Genomic DNA, 20,321 nt, shown 5'->3' on the forward strand with positions numbered 1-20,321 from the left:
TTTTAGAATCCGGAGATCAGGCTGCGCAGCTCTTTGGCAATCACTGCGTGCGACTCCGTTCCTTCCCCGTAAGCTTGGCCCATCGCCTTGCGGACTTCGGCGATTTTGCTCTCATAGTCAGGTGCCTCACGGTCCGGATTCTCCCGCTTGAACTCCCTCATCAGCGATTGCACATGCTCCGGACGGGGACCCCAGTGGCCCAGTACATAACCGCCTGTATCGGCAAAAATAACGATGGGCACTGATCTTCCGCCCATAGTCAGGAAATCATCCATTACGTCCTGATTTTCTTCCAGAATCAGAACCTCGGTTTTGATCCCTGCGGTTTCCAGAATGCGGAACACCACCGGCACATTGCGCACAACATCACCGCACCAGTCGGCAGCCAGTATCAGCACGCGCAGATCGTCCCGGTGATTCAGACTTTCAAAATACGCACGGTCATCCTGATCTTCCCAGGCGAATTTTTCGTACCACGATTCAAAAGCCTGCTGGTTCTTCGTCATACCTTCCACGAACTGGCGCGGAGTAAGGCCCTGACCAAACTTATGAGCTACATTCTGCTTCATACTGCACTACCTTTCTTCTTGGATTTGTACCACTTGAACAGGAAGTATATAACTATAATAGCAATGGCCGCTAGGATCAGCTCATGGGTGTACTTGGCGGCTACTTCATCAATGGTTTCCCACTTGTCGCCAAGTGTATAGCCCAAATAGACAAACAGCGCACTCCACGGAATTACGGCAAGTGTAGTCAGCAAAGTGAACTTGCCCAGCGGCATGCGCGAGATCCCGGCAGGAACCGATATGGCATGCCGCACAACCGGAATGAACCGGGCGGTGAATATGACGCCTGTGCCATACTTATTGAACCATTCTTCGGAATGGTCAATATGTTTTTTCTTGATAAAAATGTACTTTCCGTATTTCTCCAGCACGGGTCTGCCGCCATAACGGCCAATCCAATACACAAATATCTGGGCGATAACTCCGCCAACCGTACCAAAAAGCACCGCACCAAAATAATTAATTTCCCCCTGCGAGACCAGATATCCGCCAAAGGCCAGCACAATTTCACTTGGGATAACCTCAATCATAAGCCCGATCATAATCCCGAAATACCCAAGACTCTGAATCCATTCAAACAAATGCGAGATCAGATCAGAAATAACGTGCAAATGCAGCTCCTCCTCCCGTTTTTTCGCCGAATTCGCTTACGCCTAATTAAGGCTCTTGGCGATTCCGCTCTATGTACCCAGCTTCTCCTAGCCTATTCTAGCATATGCGGGCTTACGACTTCTACTTAAGGGAAACTGAAAATCCCTCCGGCAAGCAGGAAGCAGGCGCCTCTCCTTAAATAAGCACGGTGCCGTTCCAGCAAAAAAACGAAGGGAATTTATGACAAGATAAATATTCTTGTATTTAAAAATAGACGATTGACATAACTGTTCCGGAATACTTATTATATATTTAGATAATTATTTAAATATTGAAAGGCCGGATGAACATGAACGAATCCTTCAAGGCGCTGGCTGACCCGACCCGGAGGCAGATCCTGCGGCTGTTAAGGGAAAAGGATCGTACCGCCGGGGAGATCGCCGATTATTTTAATATGTCCAAACCCAGCATCTCGCATCATCTGAATGCTCTGAAGCATGCGGGACTGGTGCAGGACGAACGTCAGGGGCAATTCATTCTGTATTCGCTCGATACGACCGTGCTTGAAGAGGTGCTAGGCTGGTTCCTTGAGTTCACAGGTACTGGAAAAGAGCGCGAAACACATGGCCGCACAGAGTCCAAACCCAAACCGGTTAAGGATACACACAAGGAGGTTGATTGATATGAAAGACTTTAAATGGAAGTGGCAGGACACAGTGATTGTCATTCTGGGCGTTCTCTCGCTGGGTTATGCGCTGGCCAATTACGGCAAGCTGCCCGACCAGCTGCCTGCCCATTTTGACATCAGGGGAGAGGCCGACCGTTATTGGAGCAAAGGATCGGTTATCGCTTTTACAGGCTTTCTGGGCCTCATTTTCCCGCTGGCGATGCAGTTCATCAAAAGCGTTGATCCAAAGAAAGAGAACTACAGCAAATTTCAAAATGCCTACAAAATGATTCGTCTGGCAATCGCGGCTTTGTTCGATGCTATGCTCGTGCTGACCGTCTCTTACGGTCTGAATCAGAATATTCCTGCCGGCAAAATAGCTATGGTCGCTATTGGCCTGCTGTTTATCGTGGTCGGCAACTTTATGCCGCAGATCAGAGACAACTATTTCACAGGTATCCGCACTGCATGGACACTCGCCAGCCCGGAGGTATGGCGGAAGACGCACCGCTTCTCCGGTGTGATGTGGATGATCGGCGGTCTGCTGATCGCGCTGGGAGCATTTTTACCACAAAGCCTGTCCATCAGTATGATTATTGCCGCGCTGGTGATTGCCATCATCCTGCCCTTTGCGTATTCGTGGCTGATCTCATCCCGCACCAAGGCTTAAAGCCATCTTATTTATTTCGCAATCTGAAATGGTTCCAAAAGGCAGTCCTCTTTAGTGGAAAAAGTATCACTAATCGAACCGATTGGGCCCATGAAGGTACCCTATGTGGGAAAAAGTATCACTAATCCGGCTGAAATCACCCTTATGGAGTAAAAACCCAGGAATTAGGTGTACAAAATCCCACTAAAGGTTGTTGCCGACAGGATTTCAGCGAATTAGTTTTACTTTTTCCACTTAGCTTACGTTCTCCAATGCAACTTCGAGGTTCAATGATAGATATGGGGACGAAAAAACCCACAAAGTCAAGGCTCAACTTCCGGCTCGGTGCCCTCCCCGCTTACAGGAAGCATTGCCGTCCGTAAATAGCATGCAGCAGCACGTGCTTCCGTCAGCCGAAGGTCTATGCCTTCGGCTTCTTTTTGGGCGCCAAACCGGCGGTCATTATGCTGCAGCCCCTTGCTGCCTTCTTGTTCAATCAACAGACGGTACTCCCGCAGCAGCTCCAATCCGGCATCGGCGCTCTGGAGCGCCCCTAGCTCATCCCCGTCCTTCAGTTTCCGTACACTCATATCCAGCATTCCTTCGGCTGCTTCTACCCGTTTGACTACATTAAAAACATCCAGTGCTTCCCCTTTGCGCACCCGGTACAGAGCCGTTCCCGGATGTTTTCCGCGCATGGCCCGTTTAGCGAGTTCCCAGTTCAAAGCGGCATCTTCCGGAGCATAGCCCAGAGCCTTCCGGAGCAGGGCGCTTCCCTCCGGCTCCGGAAGCATCCGGGATAAAGCCGCAGCGGCCTTCGGCTGACGGGGGTTCCACTGCAGGGATTGCCGCAGCAGGGATATCCTCTCTTCTCTGTGGGAAGCACCCGCCGCCTGCTTATATAACGACTCCCCTTTCATCATTTGAAAGGACAACACAGACAGCGCTAGAGTGACGCCGCAGAGCAGTGTCACTAACGAAACTCTCAACAGAGGATGCTGCACTGCAAAAGGTACCAGCCGCCAGGGGTCTCCAGTGATAGGCGGCGACTTGGCAGAGACGAGGCGTACCGGTGAGTTGTCTGCGGCTCCAGCTGGCGCAGCGTGTAAAGGGAGCGGAGCTGCTGGCGCGAGGCCAGGCTCTGCTGCCAGACTTCCGGGGCCGCCTGTGATGGGCAGCGACTTGACAGCTATGTCGCGTACCGGTAAGTTGTCTGTGGCAGCGTGGTGAAGCTTCTCGGCACGGGCAAGCGCCGGCAGCAGGAGCAGCAGCAGCCAGACAAGGCCGTAGCTCCAGTCAAAATCGACGGCGCTATGCAGGGCAAGCGCCAGCAGGGGCGGCAGCAGCCTTGGCGCCCCTGCCGCCACCAGCCATCCTGCGGCCAACAGGAGCAGCAGGATTACCGCAAGGCCGACGCCTCCCAGGTTCAGCAGGAGGTCCAGGTAGCCGCTGTGCACCTGGCTGCCCACGTAGGGGCGGGACTGGGCGGCGAGATACGTGCTCCGCCAAGTCCCGCCCCCGCGCCCCAGCCAGGGCGCTTCTGCCGCGAGCTTCCAGGCATCGCGGTAGAACAGGCCGCGAGCGGCGACCGTCGATGACGGTCCGGTGATCCGCTCGCTCACCTGCAGGAGGACGGCGCTGCCCGCAGCCGTCCAAAGTGCCGCCGCCAGCGCTGCCCTGGCGGCATGCCACCCGCCTGCCGCGCCAGTCCGGCGGCGGCACAGCCAGGCGCCGCCAAGCAGCGCGGCGCCCCACAGTCCGGCCAGCAGAAGCAGGCCGGACACCGGCTCTACCGCCAGCCCGGTCCGGGCCAGCTGGCGGTAAAGCCATGCCGCGGCGGCCACAGGCGCGGCACCGGCAAGCAGAAGCGGCATGCAAAGCTGCCGCTTCCAGAGCAGGGCCGCGGCAGAGGCCAAGGCCGCGGCCAGCCACGCGCCGCGCGACTCGCTGAGCAGCAGCGCGGCGGCGCAGGGGAAAAGCGGCAGCATGCGCAGCAGCTGCCGCCCTCCTGCGCTACTGCACAGCCCGCTCAACTTTCTAATCCGTTTCTTGCCGCTCTGCTCCCACTCGATAATCCTGTGCGCAACGCCCCGCTCTCTCTGCATGTTTCTCGACCCGCTTATCCCCTTCTCGCCGCTCCACTCCCACTCAATAATCCTGTGCGCATTCCCCCGCTCTCTCCGCATGTTTCTCCACACGCTAGTCCCTGTCTTGCCGCTCCGCTCCCTAATCCCCTGCGCAGCCTCCCGCTTTCTGCCCTTCCGAGTACCTTCCCGCCCGCTAGTGCCGTTTTTCCCGCTCCGCTCCTTAGTTCCAGCGCCACGTTCTGCCGCCCGGGACTGTGCCCGCTGCACATGGACCGCAGCGGCAAACAGCCGCTCCAGCAGGAATACAGCCATGACCACCCCAAAGGTATTCGGATACTGCAGCAGGCCAGCCAGTCTGGCGCCTGTGGCGCTGACTTCAGGCGCTGCGGTGTATGCTACCGCATAGGGGAGCTTCAGCTGAGCGCATACTGCAAGCAATGCGCTTAAGCTGAGGGTCATTCCCGTCACATGCCAAATTGCCGCAAGAAGCCGTGCACCTTGGCGGTCAGCCGCACAGAAATAGGCCAGTAGGGCAAAAGTGGCATAAAATGCCCAGCGCAGCAGCTCATCCGCTGTATCTTGAGCAGACACTGGACCACGCAGACCCGCCCACGCGTATAGGACAAAGATTGCCAACGGGCAGCCCAGCAGGATCAGAGCCGGCTTATTCACCACAGCGATCTTAAGGACATGATCCCTTCCTTCATCATTGCGCGATGCAGATACTGCCTGGCCCCAGGCGCAAAAAATCCCGCACAGCACCAGCCACACTGTGAGAAACGGATAGATCTCTCCGGCAAAAAACATCCCCCTCAGCAGGGAAGCTGCCATGACCGCAGCGAATACTGCGCCTGTACAAGCGAAGACCAGCGCTTTTTTCTGGCTGTCCTGGTTATTCAATCTCATTCGGATTTCCCCTATATGAGTCAAGTTACCTCTAGTATTTCCAGAATATGCATAAACCAAAAGGCAGCACAAACAGGACGAACCTGCTCCCGCGGGGAAGCGGCCGTCCTGTCATGGCATTAATGATTCATCGTATGAAAGAGATTAGCCCTGCACTGTGCTTTCACCCGGCAGCAGATCAGTGCAGACGCGTTCAAGATACGGCTTCGCACCGAGAAAATCACGGAATGCGCTGTATTCGCGCCATTTGGCGGCATTGTCTCCGCTTGCGCCTTTGACCGCACGGATCAAAATGTTCTTCGGGGTATGCTCCATGTCAATGAACTCCAGCAGCTGTGTGCGGTATCCCATAAGGTCGAGCAGCTTCGCCCGGATCGCGTCGGTTGCGAGGGCTGAGAAGCGCTCCTTCAGGATGCCATGCGACAGCAGCGGATTCAGCACCCCGCTTTCGATCTGGGCAAACAGCTCATGCTGGCAGCAGGGAACAGACAGAATCACTGAGGCACCCCAGCGGACCGCTTTTTCCAGTGCTGCATCGGTTGCAGTATCACAGGCATGAAGCGTTACGACCATATCCACCTGCTCCAGCTCGTTGTAATCCGCGATATCCCCGACCAGGAAACGGAGTTTGCCGTAGCCGAGCTTGGCCGCAAGCGCGCTGCAGTGCTCAATCACATCGGCTTTGAGATCAAGCCCGACAATATTCAGCTCCCGCTGCTCGCGAATGGCCAGGTAGTGATACAGTGCAAAGGTCAAGTAGGATTTGCCGCAGCCAAAATCCACAATGGTCAGCGGACGGCCGGTTGGCAGATCGGCCAGCACATCCTCTACCATCTCCAGGAAACGGTTGATCTGACGGAACTTATCGTACTTCTTGGCCAGCACCTTTCCCTCGCTGTTCATAATGCCCAGTTCAACCAGAAACGGCACCGGCTCGCCTTCATCCAGCACATACCGCTTGCGACGGTTATGGTCCAGATTGGGCGCCTCCTGCTTGCTCGGTGATTTGGTCAGGATGGATACCTTATACTTTTTACTGATCAGCACTTGATAATCAGCCTCGACGGTACAGAGCAGCCCCTGACGAAACTTCTCTCTAAACAGCGACATTAATTCCGCCGCCGCAGACTCCGCCGGAATATTGCGGTGCTCGACCTTGGGACCGGTATAGTAGGCAAACTGGTAATGCAGCTTGCCCTTTAATTCAACGGGCTTCACCTGCACCTTGGTGTAGGTGGTTTCACCTTTGCTTCGCAGCTGGCTAAGAGTTGCCGTAATCAGTGTACGGCCGCTCATGACTTGTTCAATCAAAGCATTTAAAGATTCCACAGGGTACATCTCACTTTCGCCAAATAGAAGATAATTTATAGTATGATACTTAAGGTCTGCACGCATTCTATTGCACTTTATGCAGCAGATGCCCGATAAATCGGCTGTTAAACGGGATCTGTTGCAATCTCTGCAGTAGAATCCCCTGGAAAAGTTGTTTTTGGCCTAAAATCCGGTAATACATTGCACGAAATGCAGTAGAATGTGATTCATCGCTGAATCTTGGGCAATTCTATTGCAGAAAGTGCAGTCATGCAACAATTTCTCTGTTGTGATCTGTTGTGAACGCTACGGATTATAAGTTCAATCTATATAGTATAGCATTTTTTCAGCTGCAAAATTGCAGTCCGCGCAAGGCATCATTACTGTCTGACAGCAGCCGTACGTCTTTCCCATTCTTTCAGGCCGTCTCTGACCTCTTGTTCGGGAAGTCCGCCGAGTTCCAGTTCTTCCGGACTTTTCAGCAGCAGCCGGCTGTACAGTTCTTTGCCTTCCTGGACAACATCCTCTCCTTGCTCCCACAGCCTGTAGAGACTGTCTTCCGCCTTGGCGTAGCGCCCGAGCGATTCCATGTAGGACAGCAGCAGCCGCTCTGTTTTTGCCGGCAGACTGTATGCCTGGGTTTCTCTCAAAAGCTCGTCGATATCAGCGGGCATTTGCAGCAAAGTACGGTCAGCACCATGCAGATCAGCATACAAAAACAGATGCAGTGACCTCATGGCTCTGAACAGCCCTGCGTCCTTGTCTCCCGCCGCTGTATAGATGGCTCCTTCCTCCTTAAGCAGCCGGGCCACACCCTGAAGCTTATCGGATTCCACAACGCCCCCCAGCAGATACATATCAATAATATCCTCTACGGATAATGAATTCAGCAGCCGGGAATTCAGGCGGAAATGCCGGATCAGCAGCTCGTCAACCTCCCACAGGGCTTCGGTTGTCTTTTTCTCCTGCTTAAGCGTCATTACCTTGGCGACCATTGCGGTCATGTCCTCAATCATCCGCACGATGTAATCTCTCCGGAACATATTGCACACTCCTTCCATAGCTGCAGCACCTGGACTGCAATTCTTCCTTCAGCGGCCAGCTTTTTAAGACTGCCCTTGGGATTCATCTTAAACCATTACACCGCTTAGCGCTACTTGGCAAGTCGGAGCCATGCAGCAGCTCATTGCAGCGATTGTCTGTTGACAGATCTGCACAAGATGGAATACACTGCCATCAATACGATCTGTAATCCAGATCGAACTAAATTGCAGTACGGACTGATTCCAGATAGGAGGATTTACAGATGAATGAAGATAAGGAATATCAAGCTTCCATCCAGCGCCAGCCTCTGAAGGTGTCCCCCGAACAGGAAAAGCTGCTGGAAAGTGCACTGCGGATCAAGATCATGCATCTGCTGGCTGCAGAGCCCCTGACCTCCAAGCAGGTTGCCGAAAAGCTGGAGAAGACTCCGGGGAATGTCCATTATCATATCAGCAAGCTGTTTGAGGGCGGACTGCTGGAGCTTGTCCGGACAGAGGCTGCCGGAGGCATTATCCAGAAATTTTACCGTTCAAAGGCCACCTGGTTCCGTGCGGAAAATTTCAGCGGTTTTCAATTCCGGGCGGAGGATCAGGTGGACCATTTCACTACAAGACTGACCTTATCCCCGGAAGAGCTGGAGAGCTTCCGGCGGGAGATGATGGATTTCATTTCCTCCTGGGAATCCAGGGTTACCTTGGGGACTGAATATGGCGTTGACATCGTCATCGGACACTTAAGGACTCCTGAGCCGGAGGTGAACCCTTAGAGATGATGCCTGCAAGCACTTCTGAATCAGGTAAAACCAATCCGTTCCGCGGGTTTGCCGCACCTTTTGCCAAATCCCGGGCGTTCCCCTTTTTGTGGCTGGGACATCTGATTTCTTTCCTGGGAAGCTCAGTAACTATGGTTATTCTCCCTGTCCTGGTCTATTCCCTGACCGGATCTACGACAACCATGGGTGTCGTAATGGCTGTCTACATGCTGCCCAACATCCTCATGCTGCCGGTCTCCGGACACATTGTGGACCGTTATGACCGGGTGGGGATCATGATGCTGGCCGATATTTTCCGCGCTTTAATCATGCTCGCTACGGCCGTGCTGGCCTTGACCGGACTGCTCAGCATTCCGTTATTGCTGATATTAATCGGCTGCTATGGCCTGCTTGACGGCCTCTTCCAACCGGCATATGCGGCGGTCCGGGCTACTGTATTTACACCGGACATCCGGGTCACGGCAAACTCGGTAACCCAAATAACTACACAGACCGTCCGTTTGATCGGTCCTGCTCTCGGCGGGCTGCTTATCACTCATCTGTCGGCAGGAATCGGCTTTGGGCTCGATGCTTTTACGTATGTGTTCTCATTCATATGCTTAATTTATTTGCGCAGAGCGCTGATTGCCAGAGTGCGGACTGATGCATCCGGCACGGCCGGGTCCATGGCCGCTCCGTCCCCCTCAGCCGACTGGAAGCAGGATTTCATGGAGGGGCTTGCCGTGCTGCGCAGCCACCCCTGGCTCTGGATCACCATTCTTGCGTTTTCATTTATCAATATCTGTTATGGCGGAATTACGAGCATTCTGGTTCCGTGGCTCTTTAAAGTCCAGCATGGCTGGGACCCCTACCTCTATGGGCTTGCCGTCACTTGTTCCGGTGCCGGAGCCATCCTTGCCGGCCTGATCTTCGGGACCCGGCAGAGATGGAGCCGCCGCGGCCTGATGGCTTATGGCGGAGCTTTTATTAGCGGGGTGTCTCTCCTTCTCCTTCCCTTCGTTCCCAGTGCGGCGGGTGCTGTGATTCTTTTCTCCCTGGAGGGCTTCGGGCTCATGGTATTTATGCTGATCTGGGAGATCAGCATGCAGGAGCTGGTTCCGCAGGAAGCATTCGGGCGTGTAGCAAGCCTTGATCTCCTGGGCTCCTTCGCCCTGCTGCCGGTCGGCTATATTCTGGTCGGCTGGCTGGCCGATCTGATCGGCGGTGTAGCAACCATTGCCATCTTTTCGGGGCTGGGCATGGCCTGCATTGCGCTCGTGCTGAGCATTCCGGCTATCCGTAATTTCCAGTAATATACATTAGGCAGCCGTTTTAGATTTCAGTTTAGCGTTGCCTGTAGAACCCTTTATGAATCCTTCGGTAATTCCAAGTGGAAAAAGGATAACTAATTCGCCCGGGTACCCTGTTCTCCGCAGCTGAAGTGGAAAAAGGTTAACTAATTTAGCTGATTTCGCTCCTTACGCAGTCATACGACCCAATTAAGTTTCCTTTTTCCACTTAAATCTCATAATTATTGATTTTGGGGTGGAATAAGTTTCCTTTTTCCAACTATATAGAGTGAACTTAAGATATTTACATTAGGGACTTCGTCGGGACTCCGGAGAATGTTTGGACTTCCGGCCGCTGCCCTTCTGCAGATTTCTTGATTGTTACCGCTGTTCGCGGTGGAAATCCGCAGACTGCCTATGCTTTCGATGAGAGCTTTCCTACGGAAAGCTTTTAGGCGGACGCATTCGCTCCGTAAGTATCCAAACTTCCCCTCCATCCCTTTTCCCTTTTGTTCGTTTTTCAAGTTCGCTTTATATAAATAAGTTGAACTATAGTTTATCATTGTGGGGTATGGTCATAATAAAAAGAGGCAGTCCCGTTCCGTCGGGTGCTGCCTCTTTGGGGTGTTCTCTGCAGGATTTTGCCCCGCATAAGGTCTCTGATTATTTGCGCACAGCCGCATGCACATAGTCCTTGATGATTTCGGCCAAACGTTCAGGTGCTTCGTACATGCTCATATGCCCTACCCCGGATATGGTTGCCTGGGTGACATTTGGCTTGTTCGAGGTAAATGTCTGTTCCGGGGTCACCTTGCTGTCCTCTGCACCGGCTACGAGCAGCACCGGCAGTGCCGTAGCTGAGATCACGTCGCGGCGGTCAGGACGCTCACGCATCGCCATTGCCGCTCCGACTGCCCCTTGCGGAGGTGTTCTGTAACCAATTTCCTTTGTGCGTTCGAGAAGCTGCGGAGCAGCTCCCGGTGCAAAGAGGCCCGGTACCAGCCCATCCACAAAAGCGAAGATTCCTTCATTCTGAATCATGCTGACACTTTTCAGACGGTTCTCCCTGGCTTCCCCGCTGTCCGGATAACCGGTAGAGTGAATCAGACCGAATCCCTTCAGACGGGAGGCGTGGCGCTGGGCAAAGGAAAGCGTGATATAGCCGCCAAGGGAATGCCCCAGCAGATAACACTCTGGAATCTCCAGGGCATCAAGCAGAGACAACACATCATCAGCCATCTGGTCTATGCTGTACGCCCCGAGTGGAGCATCCGAGACGCCATGGCCCCGTAAATCCGGAGCGATTACCCGGTAATTGCCGCTCAAGAGCGGAATCACCTGCTCCCAGTAGCTGGAGCTTCCACAGAAGCCGTGCAGCAGTACAATAACGTCACCTGTGCCTTGATCACTGTAACAAATATTGCTTCCTTCACAACGAACAATTTCCATGGCAGCTTCCCCTCTTTCTATGTAGTAGTCAAACCCGGCCCGCAGGCTACTTGACGACCTGTGGTCTGAGACGGTTTGCTTGTCTTAATTATTTAAGCTATTTCTTCAATCTTGAAACGCTTTCCCGGTCTCCATCCCGAAACCGGCCGCAGCCGCCAGCGCTATCTGTTTGGCCATTACCATCACTCTGTGCAGGGGAGTACTCTGCAGCGTCCGGTATGGCCGTGGTCCATAGACATCTACAATAGCTGCCAAGCTGTAATGCCCCACTGCCGGAAGGTTAAGCCCCACCGATTGTGCCGGCCGCAGCGGCTCATCAGCCGTCAGGAAATAGCCAAGTGAAGCCGGGGGACCCAGACAGGCGTCAACGGCGATAACAATCTGCCCGGCAGGAATCTCCGCTATCCGTGCCTCCAAATTATCTGCGTCGCACGGAGAAGGCATTGTCCCGCTTACATGCGGAAAGCCTTGCTCCAAGAGCTGGCTGCCGGTCAGCGGCCCAAGCGCATCACCTGTGGACCGGTCTGTGCCGATGCACAGAAACGTGATCTGCTCCGGCGGATGCTGGGACGCGATCTCCCGGAAGAAGAATATCAGCCCGGAAGCATCCCTTTTCTTGCGTTTTCTGCTTTCCTGCTCCCTGATTGCCAATGTCCTTGCCTCCTTCTGTTTTTTATGGCACATGTATTGTTTTTAATTTAACAGATATCACCGAAATGGACAAAACAATGGTGTTTGCACCCTCAAACATGTTAGAATGTTTGAATTAATAATATAGAGAGGACTGTTAAACCCAATGGATTTATCGCAGCCTACCCAGGAAAATGTTGAATATATGATCGAGGGCATTAAGAGCAAGCTGAAGATGGCGAGTGCGGCAGCCATGCAGGCCTCTGCCTTTTCAGTGAAGAATTACGAGGACATTCTTGATATTTATGAAGTCGCGATGGGCAGTGACAGGCTGAGCATTTCCCAGGTGGAAGCGCTGGTCTCCGAGCTTGGACGCCTGCGGGACAAATAAACAGGAATACACACGGACAGTAGCCCCATCCTGACATCCACCGGCTGACGGATGTTTGGATGGGGCTCTCTTTTGACTCGTCCGCTCTGGAAACTATGGAAGGTCAATCAGTATGAACTCCGCGTTGCTGTCACTGCCCGTTCCTTTAAGGTGCAGATCACAGCTCTTGCGGATGCGGGCCGCATCGCCCGGCTCTAGCTGGAAGACTCCGTCCGAGCAAGCAATCTCCAGATGGCCGGAGATGAGATAGATATGCGTCCGCCTGTCTTCACGCTGCTGGTATTTCAGTTCCCGGCTCCGCTCCAGAGAAGACAGGTAGACGGTTACATTCTCATGGATCTCCAGCGCACCCTCTTCCCCTTTTCCTGATGCTACAGGCAAAAGAGTATTGGTCTTATGCTCTGCCGGATAGAACTTTGCATCCCATTTGGGCTGCCGCCCCGGCTGATCCGGGAGCAGCCATATTTGCAGAAACCGGACATGCTCACTGTCTGACGGGTTCGTTTCCGAATGATTGATCCCCGTCCCCGCGCTCATGACCTGAACACTCCCCCCTTGCAGTTCTGCATGATTGCCGAGGTCATCCTGATGCTTCAGCACCCCGGAGACTACATAAGTAATAATCTCCAGATCATGATGCGGATGCTCATGCATGCCTTGCCCGGGGCTAAGCTCATTGTCGTTATGGGCCAGCAAGGCTCCAAAGTGCGCATTGCTCGGGTCATCATAATCGGCAAAAGAAAAGCTGAACTCACTGTGTATCCATTCTCTATTCGAAGTATGGCGCTCTGCTGATGTAATGACTTTGATCATAATCATTTGCACCTCCAATGATGTAGGAACCTTATCCTTACTTCAGGGTATGGCCGCTTCTCAATTGATTGTTGTCTTAGGCGCTGTAATTATGTATTTTTTACCCGCATACCTTCCAGGTCAATCAGCATTATTTACTAAATAGTTCCATGCCAAAAAACCACCTTGCGGGGAACTGTGTATGGAACTGCAGCTCCCCGCAAGGCGGCCAATTATTGATGTGTACCGTCTATCCGCCTGACCCCGGTCAGCCTTTCATCGCGCCTGCAGTCAGGCCGTCAATCAGGAACCGCTGCAGAAATATGAAGAGCAGTGTTACCGGGAGAGCGACCAGAACCGCGCCTGCCGCGAACAGGGTGAACTCGGTGGAATTGCTCTGATTCACCATGCGGAACAGGCCAACAGCAAGCGTCCTCTTCTCCTCTGTGCGCAGAATAAGGTCAGCGAATATAAAGTCCACAAAGCAGCCGTTAAAGATCATCAGACTGGCATAGGTGAGCATTGGCTTCGACAGCGGCATCATGATGGAGAGGAACACTTTCATGTGGCTCGCCCCGTCTATCCGCGCGGCATCCTCCAGGCTTTTCGGGATGGTGTCAAAGAAGCCTTTGGCTACAAAAACGTTCGTAATTATTGAGCCGCTGCTATAAACAAGCACAAGGGCCCAGTGCGAATTCAGCAGCCCCAGTGTGTTCAGCAGCACGTAAATGGCAATCATCGCCATGAATCCCGGGAACATTTGCAATACCAAAAACGCCGTCAGCATACTTTTTCTGCCCGCAAAACGATACCGGGATATAGCATAAGAGGCCAGCAGTAAAAGAGAGGTGCCGATGAGTGTCGAGAGCGCCGCAACTTTGAGTGTGTTCAGGAACCACTGCAGATACTTGGTCTGCTCAAACAATTCCTGGTAATGAACTAAGGTCATCCTGCGCGGAATCAAGGTGTCGCTGAACAGGCTGTTTCCCGTCTTGAACGAGGACATCACAATCCAAAAAGCGGGGAACAGGCTGATGAAGCTAAGCAGAATAAGCAAGGCATAGCTGCCAATCGTTTTTGCGGCTTCCTCCGGTTTCCGGTTCATGTAATCATGTCCTCCTCTTTATAGGATCGTGTCCGGCGGTAGCTCCAGATGGAGAATGTGGCAACCAGCAGGAAGATGATAATTCCGATGACGGAAGCGAAGCTGTACTGCGATTGGTTCAGCGCCAATTTATACAGCCAGGTCACGAGCAGATCGGTGTCGCCCGCATACTGATAATGGGGATTGACCGGCTCTCCGTTAGTCATAAGATAGATCACGTTAAAGCTGTTGATATTGCCTGCGAATTGCATAATGAGAATGGGGGCGGTTGCAAAAAGCACCATCGGCAATGTGATCATCCGGAACTTATGCGCCGATCCGGCACCGTCCACCTCAGCTGCCTCATACAAGTCCCGCGGTATGGTCGTCAGCACACCGAAGGCAAGGATCATCGTAACCGGAATGCCGATCCACATGTTGGCCAGTATAACGGTGACTTTAGCCCAGAACGGGTCTGTCAGCCAAGGCAGGCCGTTCAGCCCAATCATCCCCAGATATTTATTGACCGGTCCGAACTGGTTGTTGAACATATTGCGCATCACGAGCAGCGAGATCATATTGGGAATGGCAAAAGGCACGATCAGCAGAGTCCGCCACAGCTTTTTGAAGCGGACGCGCGGCTGGTGAATGAGCACTGCGACAAGGACCCCTCCGATGTAAGTCGTTACCGTGGCGATCACCGCCCAGCACAAGGTCCATGTCAGAATACCGCCAAAAGTGGTGCTCCATACATCCAGGCTCAGCATCTTCTTAAAGTTGCCGAAGCCGACCCAGTCCACCAGATTAGCCGGGGGCAGAATCGGGTCCGCATAGTTTGTAAACGCCAGGAGGACCGAGAACACAAGCGGCAGGATCGTCAGAAAAACTATAGCCGTTAAGGGGATGGCCAGCACCAGATAGGCAAAATGTCTGCGGCCCATATACTTAAGCGATTGGCCAAAGGACCGGATCTGCTCCTGTCTCGCCCGCGCAGCTCCGACCATGAAGGCATCTCTGATATTCAGCAGATAAAATCCGCAGTACAAGAGCAGCGCAAGCAGGGCCATCAGGCCGTTAATCATCATGAAAATGGAGTGGTCGCCCTCTACCATCCGGGTCATTTTACCCACCTTGACCATGCGGCTTGGCAGCTCGCCTAATGTAATCAGACCGCGCAGATGACCGGTCAAACCATGGGTCATGAAATAGAACCAGGCCATACCCGTCAGCAGGAACGCCAGCCCTTTCAACCACTGCCTATTGTACATCTGGCCCAGGCCCGGGATTACAGCCGAAAGCACCGCTGCGCCTGTTTTTTTTGGCATAAGTCAAATCACCTGTCCTTTATTTCGACTCCAGATCGGACTGAATCGTCTTAACCGTCTGATCCATAGTCTGCTTGACATCAAGACCCGGATCATTCCACAAGGACACAAATGCGGCCTTCAAGGGTTCCCATACGGCGTTGATTTCTGATATGGCAGGCATTGGCACAGAGTGTTGGAACTGCTCAAAGAACCCGAGGGTAATGGGGTCATTTTTGATTTCTTGTGATTCTCCGGCTTCAATGCTTGCAGGGATCGCTCCGGTCATTTTATAATTTTTAAGCTGATTGTCCTTGCTGCTGGCAAAATGTGCGAATAACCGGGCAGCAACGGGATAAGCGGTATAAGAGTTAACATAATAGGATTTGACGCCAGAAAAAGATATCATTTCCTCTCCGTTAGGCCCTTTTGGAAGCGGTACCACACCGAAGTTGACATGATCCTTGAACGACCCTGTGGACCACGGACCGTCAATGTTCATGGCAAGTTTCCCTTCCTGGAAAAGCTGGGTTTTTACGTCAAAGGTGATATCTCCCGCATTCAGCGGCAGGATTTTTTTCAGGCTCTGGAGAAAGGTGAACCCTTTGATTGTCCCTTCATTATTCAAACCGATATCCTTTGGATTGCTATTGCTGTCGCCAAAAATATAGCCGCCGAAGCTGCCGATAAACGGATACGTATAATACCCGACAAATTCCCACATGATTGCAAATTTATTTTCTTTCGGTTTGTTGTACGTATTGGCAAAAGCTATAATATCATTCCAGGTCTTGGGGGCCTCGGGAACCAGGTCCTTATTATAAAACAGCGCATAAGTCTCTACCGACTTGGGATAACCGTACAGAACCCCATCATAGGATGATGCCTGCACCGCTGTCTCCACCATGCTTGCTTTCGTTTCCTCCTCAAACACATCATTGGGCAACAGCAGACCGGCTTTGACGGCCTGGCTGATCTGGTCATGCGGAAGGGTCAGCACATCGGCCGCAAGCTTGGCTGGGCCATCCGTGGCCAGCCGTCCCCCCTGATCGCCACCCGCCAATTCTTCAACGTTGACGGGGACACCGTATTTTTTTTCAAAATCGGCGGCAACCCCCTTCATGTACTCAAGCTGCTCCTTGGCTTCCCAAACCATCAGCTTCGCTCCCTGCTCCGGCTCCATTTCCGGATCGGCGGTATTCTCTGGAGCAGAAGTTTCGGCAGTCTGGTTGTTCCCGCCCTTCGGGCTGGGGGCAGTATTCGGGCTGTTGGAGCTGCAGGCTGTGGCCGTCATAACCAGAAGCATACATAGAACTACAATCTTTGATACCGCATTCATTTTGGAACGCTTAAATCTCTTCATGTACTCATCTCCCCTGTAATTACTCATTGAACAAACCTGTCACTCATACAAATTCAGGCAAATAAAAAAGGCACAACCCCTTTTGCACAAAGTGCCGAGGTTGTACCCTTACAGGTAACATTGCCTTTAATTTAGTGTATTAATGAAATACCCAAGTTTGTTTGCCATCATTTTATAATAACCGGAAATTCGAATGCAAGCGCTTTATTTTAAAAATCCCTCCGTTTTTCCAAGCTTTCCATATTGTTTTCTTCCGATTTCTGCCATTATCTAAGTATATCTCCATTTTCCAACCCTCCCGGCTTAACAAAAATAAGACGCTTGCCATAACCGGAAAACATGTGTTATGATGCAGGAAAATTTAAAGGCAATGAAACCGAAAGGGTTCAACCTCCACAATTGTGAGGTTGAACCTTTTTTTATGTTTGCTGCCGCGAAGGGATGATGTGGGTATGATTCACCTGGAAAGCGTTTATCACCGGATGGGCCAGAACTGGTCCTATGCCTACGACGAGACTGTAATCCATATTCGCCTCCGGACGAAACGGGACGATGTATCACGGGTAGATTTGATTTGCGGAGACAAATACGGCTGGGACAGAACCCATTCCGAATATGCGATGGAACGTCTGTCCAGCGATAATTTGTTCGATTACTGGCAGGCTGCCGTTCGGCCGCCTCACCGCCGGCTGGCCTATTATTTTGCGCTGCACCAAGACGGAAATACAGTATATTTTCTTGAAAAGGGGTTTCTGGAACATCCCCCTGAAATTATCTATGAGGGCTTATTTGACTTTCCAATACTGAGTCCTGAAGATGTGCACCAGCCGCCCGCTTGGGTGAAGGATGCTGTTTTTTATCAGATATTCCCGGAACGTTTCGCGAACGGGGACCCTTCCAATGATCCCGAAGGCGTATTGGAATGGGGGGGCACACCGAGCCCGACAAATTTTTTTGGCGGAGACCTGCAAGGCGTGCTGGAGCATTTGGATTATCTGTGCGCACTTGGCATTAACGCCATCTATTTTAACCCGCTCTTCGCGGCAACCACCAATCACAAATACGACACTGCAGATTATTTAAGAATAGACCCCCATTTCGGGACAAATGAACTGCTGAAAGAACTTGTGGATGCTTGCCATGCAAAGGGAATCCGTGTGCTGCTGGACGGCGTATTTAACCATTGCGGCCATACCTTCCCCCCCTTTATGGATGTGCTGGAGAACGGGCGCGCTTCGCGTTATGCTGACTGGTTTCATGTGAAAGAGTGGCCTCCCGTCGTAAACGGAGGAATCCCTACCTATGATACCTTCGCCTTTGAGCCGATTATGCCTAAATTTAACACAGCGAATCCGGAAGTCAAGGAATACCTGCTGAAGGTCGGCCGCTATTGGATTGAGGAAATCGGTGTGGACGGATGGCGCCTGGATGTCGCCAATGAGGTTTCCCATCAATTCTGGCGCGATTTCCGCACGATGGTCAAACAGATCAATCCCGATGCTTATCTCGTTGGAGAAATCATGCATGATTCCTTGCCATGGCTGCTCGGAGACCAGTTCGACGCCGTAATGAATTATCAGCTGACGAACATGCTGCTGAACTTTTTTGCCCGTGGGCAGACCAGTGCCGGGCAGTTCTCGCGGTCGGTCGGAACTTTACTGGCCAATTATCCGCAGCAGATTACGGAAGTCTCCTTTAATTTGCTGGACAGCCACGATACCGTACGTTTCCTGACCCTGTGCGGCGGGGATATCCGGCGTCTGAAACTGGCCTTTCTGTTCCTGATGACCTATCAGGGCACGCCTTGTATTTATTACGGGGATGAAATCGGCATGGATGGGGAGTATGATCCACACAACCGGAAATGCATGGAATGGGAACCCCGGAAACAGAATCAGGACCTGCTGGAGTATTACCGCTGGGCTATCCGGCTGCGCAAAGCGAACTCCGCATTCCGCAGCAGTGCGATTAAATTTCTTGAACACCCGGAGCACCCGGAGCTGCTTGTTTATGAACGGTGGGATGAGCACGACCGGTTCCTGGTAATCATGAACAACTCCGAACTTCCCATAGACGCCCACATTTCAGCGCTTAAACCAGAAAGCACCTGGATCAATCTGGAGCTCCAGCAGCCGGCAGACATCGGGGAACGGGGACAGCTCCAGCTGCCCGCCTACGGATATGTGATTCTTCGCGAGACTTAAGGATAGGCAATCATTTCAAGTGGTTTGCGCAATCTTTCCCATGCTTTTTTGCTGTTTCAGCCCATTCACCCACGTTTATATACGAAGTAAGAACCTACAGGCCACCCTGGTATCCAGATGACGGCCCAGGTCATTACCTGCAGCCGGGATGCTGGACTACAATAATCCAATGAGGAGTGATTGGAATGAATAAAGCAGAAACGGAATATCCGGTAGAGAGTGGAAGCACATTTTTCAAAGGAGTTTTTATCGGAGGTTTGATTGGTGCTGCTGCAGCATTGCTGTTCGCTCCCAAGCCGGGCCGTGAAATGCGCAGTGACTTGTCGGAAAAATTCTCGACCGCTACGGACAAAACCAAAGAGGTTGCCGGTGTCGTAACGGATAAAACCAAATCGATTGCTGCAACTGTTGGGGAAAAGGCTACGGACCTTGCCAGCACTGTGTCGGCCAAAGCTTCGGATATTTTCACCACAGTCAACGACAGCAAACAGCAAATAGCCGCCACTTTATCGGAAACGGGTAAAAAAATCGGTGATACGGTGGGGAGCGCATCCGCTGATGTCGCCTCTGACGTAAAAGACGCTTCCAAAGATGTTGCCGAAGAAGCTTCCGCTTCTTCCAAGGATATAGCGGATACGGCAAATGATGCCAAAGAGGAAGTTAAAGCCTCTTATAAATCCTCTTACTAATCTGTGGTGACCCGGGGCTTGATCTAAATGCAGGGAACAGCCAGCTCACTAGCAGCTGGCTGTTGTTATGTGAAAGATGGCTTCTTACTGGCGAATGAGGCTTAATTCCCTTATTAAAGTCCGGTTACGGGCTATAGAAAGCAGGTATGCCTTATGGGAGATGCGGGCAGCAACACGAAAAGGTACGAAGTGGAAGAGCATCCCTTCGAGCTGAGGCATGAGGTCAAACGGTTGAATGCCCGGCTTGATAAAATTGCTGATTCCCTGGAAAAATCGGAATTCAAGGATATCCTTGAAAACTATACCAACCCTAAAAAACGGATTATTACCAATCTGATGGCAGGCATATCCCGCGGTCTGGGACTCTCGCTTGGCACCTTTGTGATTCTCGGCTTACTGGGCTATATTCTCAGCCTGTTCCTGAATGTGCCGGTGATCGGAGAATATCTTGGTGAAATCAAAAAATATATTGATGCCAATAGCTGATCCCTCCCGGGATCAGCACCATCCGCTTATACATTTGCTGCACCCAAACCAAAAGGACATGCCCT

General features: G+C 52.2%; 19 protein-coding genes. 8 read left to right on the top strand and 11 right to left on the bottom strand.

Features of this window, described 5'->3' with window-relative positions:
- Positions 1–2: 2 nt before the first annotated feature.
- Both PRIO_RS28980 and PRIO_RS28985 read right to left on the bottom strand, forming a co-directional pair.
- Positions 3–569, bottom strand: a complete 567-nt coding sequence (locus PRIO_RS28980; protein ID WP_046505765.1) for a thioredoxin family protein — start codon at positions 567–569, stop codon at positions 3–5.
- Positions 566–1,180, bottom strand: a complete 615-nt coding sequence (locus tag PRIO_RS28985; RefSeq protein ID WP_020426278.1) for an undecaprenyl phosphate transporter UptA — start codon at positions 1,178–1,180, stop codon at positions 566–568. Before PRIO_RS28985 ends, PRIO_RS28980 begins: the two co-directional genes overlap by 4 nt.
- A gap of 329 nt (positions 1,181–1,509) precedes the next feature.
- Here PRIO_RS28985 and PRIO_RS28990 point away from each other — a divergent pair, with 329 nt between their 5' ends.
- Complete coding sequence (locus tag PRIO_RS28990) at positions 1,510–1,842, top strand: autorepressor SdpR family transcription factor (protein WP_020426279.1); 333 nt, start codon at positions 1,510–1,512, stop codon at positions 1,840–1,842.
- 1 nt (position 1,843) lies between these two features.
- On the top strand, positions 1,844–2,497 hold the full coding sequence (locus PRIO_RS28995; protein WP_020426280.1) for an SdpI family protein: 654 nt from the start codon (positions 1,844–1,846) through the stop codon (positions 2,495–2,497).
- A 302-nt stretch (positions 2,498–2,799) separates the two neighbouring features.
- Here the strand turns inward: PRIO_RS28995 and PRIO_RS34185 are convergent, their stop codons facing one another.
- The 3 genes from PRIO_RS34185 to PRIO_RS29010 all read right to left on the bottom strand — a co-directional run bounded on the left by PRIO_RS34185 (position 2,800) and on the right by PRIO_RS29010 (position 7,823).
- A complete protein-coding gene (locus tag PRIO_RS34185) occupies positions 2,800–5,469 on the bottom strand; it encodes an O-antigen ligase family protein (RefSeq protein WP_052741532.1) in 2,670 nt (889 codons plus the stop codon).
- A 144-nt stretch (positions 5,470–5,613) separates the two neighbouring features.
- Positions 5,614–6,807, bottom strand: a complete 1,194-nt coding sequence (locus tag PRIO_RS29005; RefSeq protein ID WP_020426030.1) for a class I SAM-dependent methyltransferase — start codon at positions 6,805–6,807, stop codon at positions 5,614–5,616.
- 353 nt (positions 6,808–7,160) lie between these two features.
- Complete coding sequence (locus PRIO_RS29010; protein WP_020426029.1) at positions 7,161–7,823, bottom strand: DUF6483 family protein; 663 nt, start codon at positions 7,821–7,823, stop codon at positions 7,161–7,163.
- A 263-nt stretch (positions 7,824–8,086) separates the two neighbouring features.
- Here PRIO_RS29010 and PRIO_RS29015 point away from each other — a divergent pair, with 263 nt between their 5' ends.
- Both PRIO_RS29015 and PRIO_RS29020 read left to right on the top strand, forming a co-directional pair.
- The gene (locus tag PRIO_RS29015; protein ID WP_020426028.1) at positions 8,087–8,590 is read left to right on the top strand and encodes an ArsR/SmtB family transcription factor; all 504 of its coding nucleotides are present in this window, start codon (positions 8,087–8,089) and stop codon (positions 8,588–8,590) included.
- Positions 8,591–8,595: 5 nt separating this feature from the next.
- On the top strand, positions 8,596–9,888 hold the full coding sequence (locus PRIO_RS29020; protein ID WP_167345705.1) for an MFS transporter: 1,293 nt from the start codon (positions 8,596–8,598) through the stop codon (positions 9,886–9,888).
- Between the two features lie 639 nt (positions 9,889–10,527).
- Here the strand turns inward: PRIO_RS29020 and PRIO_RS29025 are convergent.
- Both PRIO_RS29025 and yyaC read right to left on the bottom strand, forming a co-directional pair.
- Positions 10,528–11,313, bottom strand: a complete 786-nt coding sequence (locus tag PRIO_RS29025) for an alpha/beta fold hydrolase (protein ID WP_020426840.1) — start codon at positions 11,311–11,313, stop codon at positions 10,528–10,530.
- A 105-nt stretch (positions 11,314–11,418) separates the two neighbouring features.
- On the bottom strand, positions 11,419–11,964 hold the full coding sequence (yyaC, locus tag PRIO_RS29030; RefSeq protein WP_020426841.1) for a spore protease YyaC: 546 nt from the start codon (positions 11,962–11,964) through the stop codon (positions 11,419–11,421).
- Positions 11,965–12,109: 145 nt separating this feature from the next.
- On the opposite strand from yyaC, the gene PRIO_RS29035 reads away from it, so the two are divergent.
- A complete protein-coding gene (locus PRIO_RS29035; protein WP_020426842.1) occupies positions 12,110–12,334 on the top strand; it encodes a DUF1128 family protein in 225 nt (74 codons plus the stop codon).
- A gap of 93 nt (positions 12,335–12,427) precedes the next feature.
- On the opposite strand, the gene PRIO_RS29040 is transcribed toward PRIO_RS29035, so the two are convergent.
- The 4 genes from PRIO_RS29040 to PRIO_RS29055 form a co-directional block, all read right to left on the bottom strand.
- Positions 12,428–13,153, bottom strand: coding sequence for a pirin family protein (locus PRIO_RS29040; protein WP_020426843.1), 726 nt, complete (start codon positions 13,151–13,153; stop codon positions 12,428–12,430).
- Positions 13,154–13,394: 241 nt separating this feature from the next.
- Positions 13,395–14,231: a sugar ABC transporter permease gene (locus PRIO_RS29045; RefSeq protein ID WP_020426844.1), complete on the bottom strand. Its 837-nt coding sequence runs from the start codon at positions 14,229–14,231 to the stop codon at positions 13,395–13,397.
- A complete protein-coding gene (locus PRIO_RS29050; protein ID WP_020426845.1) occupies positions 14,228–15,535 on the bottom strand; it encodes a sugar ABC transporter permease in 1,308 nt (435 codons plus the stop codon). Before PRIO_RS29050 ends, PRIO_RS29045 begins: the two co-directional genes overlap by 4 nt.
- A gap of 19 nt (positions 15,536–15,554) precedes the next feature.
- The gene (locus PRIO_RS29055) at positions 15,555–16,877 is read right to left on the bottom strand and encodes a sugar ABC transporter substrate-binding protein (RefSeq protein ID WP_020426846.1); all 1,323 of its coding nucleotides are present in this window, start codon (positions 16,875–16,877) and stop codon (positions 15,555–15,557) included.
- Between the two features lie 452 nt (positions 16,878–17,329).
- Between PRIO_RS29055 and PRIO_RS29060 the strand changes: the two genes are divergently transcribed.
- The 3 genes from PRIO_RS29060 to PRIO_RS29070 all read left to right on the top strand — a co-directional run bounded on the left by PRIO_RS29060 (position 17,330) and on the right by PRIO_RS29070 (position 20,256).
- A complete protein-coding gene (locus PRIO_RS29060; RefSeq protein ID WP_020426848.1) occupies positions 17,330–19,081 on the top strand; it encodes an alpha-glycosidase in 1,752 nt (583 codons plus the stop codon).
- 185 nt (positions 19,082–19,266) lie between these two features.
- Positions 19,267–19,770 (top strand): YtxH domain-containing protein, encoded by a 504-nt coding sequence (locus PRIO_RS29065; protein WP_020426849.1) that lies wholly within the window; start codon positions 19,267–19,269, stop codon positions 19,768–19,770.
- 153 nt (positions 19,771–19,923) lie between these two features.
- The gene (locus PRIO_RS29070; RefSeq protein ID WP_020426850.1) at positions 19,924–20,256 is read left to right on the top strand and encodes a DUF5665 domain-containing protein; all 333 of its coding nucleotides are present in this window, start codon (positions 19,924–19,926) and stop codon (positions 20,254–20,256) included.
- Positions 20,257–20,321 lie beyond the last annotated feature (65 nt).

The sequence above is a fragment of the Paenibacillus riograndensis SBR5 genome, from assembly GCF_000981585.1.
GTDB lineage: Bacteria > Bacillota > Bacilli > Paenibacillales > Paenibacillaceae > Paenibacillus_AQ > Paenibacillus_AQ riograndensis.

Coding starts and splice junctions, on each gene's coding strand:
- PRIO_RS29005 (WP_020426030.1), bottom strand. CDS start 6,807: ATGTACCCTGTGGAATCTTTAAATGCTTTGATTGAACAAGTCATGAGC.
- PRIO_RS29015 (WP_020426028.1), top strand. CDS start 8,087: ATGAATGAAGATAAGGAATATCAAGCTTCCATCCAGCGCCAGCCTCTG.
- PRIO_RS29065 (WP_020426849.1), top strand. CDS start 19,267: ATGAATAAAGCAGAAACGGAATATCCGGTAGAGAGTGGAAGCACATTT.
- PRIO_RS29020 (WP_167345705.1), top strand. CDS start 8,596: ATGCCTGCAAGCACTTCTGAATCAGGTAAAACCAATCCGTTCCGCGGG.
- PRIO_RS29040 (WP_020426843.1), bottom strand. CDS start 13,153: ATGATTATGATCAAAGTCATTACATCAGCAGAGCGCCATACTTCGAAT.
- PRIO_RS29045 (WP_020426844.1), bottom strand. CDS start 14,231: ATGAACCGGAAACCGGAGGAAGCCGCAAAAACGATTGGCAGCTATGCC.
- PRIO_RS28995 (WP_020426280.1), top strand. CDS start 1,844: ATGAAAGACTTTAAATGGAAGTGGCAGGACACAGTGATTGTCATTCTG.
- PRIO_RS29050 (WP_020426845.1), bottom strand. CDS start 15,535: ATGCCAAAAAAAACAGGCGCAGCGGTGCTTTCGGCTGTAATCCCGGGC.
- PRIO_RS28990 (WP_020426279.1), top strand. CDS start 1,510: ATGAACGAATCCTTCAAGGCGCTGGCTGACCCGACCCGGAGGCAGATC.
- PRIO_RS28980 (WP_046505765.1), bottom strand. CDS start 569: ATGAAGCAGAATGTAGCTCATAAGTTTGGTCAGGGCCTTACTCCGCGC.
- PRIO_RS29025 (WP_020426840.1), bottom strand. CDS start 11,313: ATGGAAATTGTTCGTTGTGAAGGAAGCAATATTTGTTACAGTGATCAA.
- PRIO_RS29060 (WP_020426848.1), top strand. CDS start 17,330: ATGATTCACCTGGAAAGCGTTTATCACCGGATGGGCCAGAACTGGTCC.
- PRIO_RS29055 (WP_020426846.1), bottom strand. CDS start 16,877: ATGAAGAGATTTAAGCGTTCCAAAATGAATGCGGTATCAAAGATTGTA.
- PRIO_RS34185 (WP_052741532.1), bottom strand. CDS start 5,469: ATGAGATTGAATAACCAGGACAGCCAGAAAAAAGCGCTGGTCTTCGCT.
- PRIO_RS29010 (WP_020426029.1), bottom strand. CDS start 7,823: ATGTTCCGGAGAGATTACATCGTGCGGATGATTGAGGACATGACCGCA.
- PRIO_RS29035 (WP_020426842.1), top strand. CDS start 12,110: ATGGATTTATCGCAGCCTACCCAGGAAAATGTTGAATATATGATCGAG.
- PRIO_RS29070 (WP_020426850.1), top strand. CDS start 19,924: ATGGGAGATGCGGGCAGCAACACGAAAAGGTACGAAGTGGAAGAGCAT.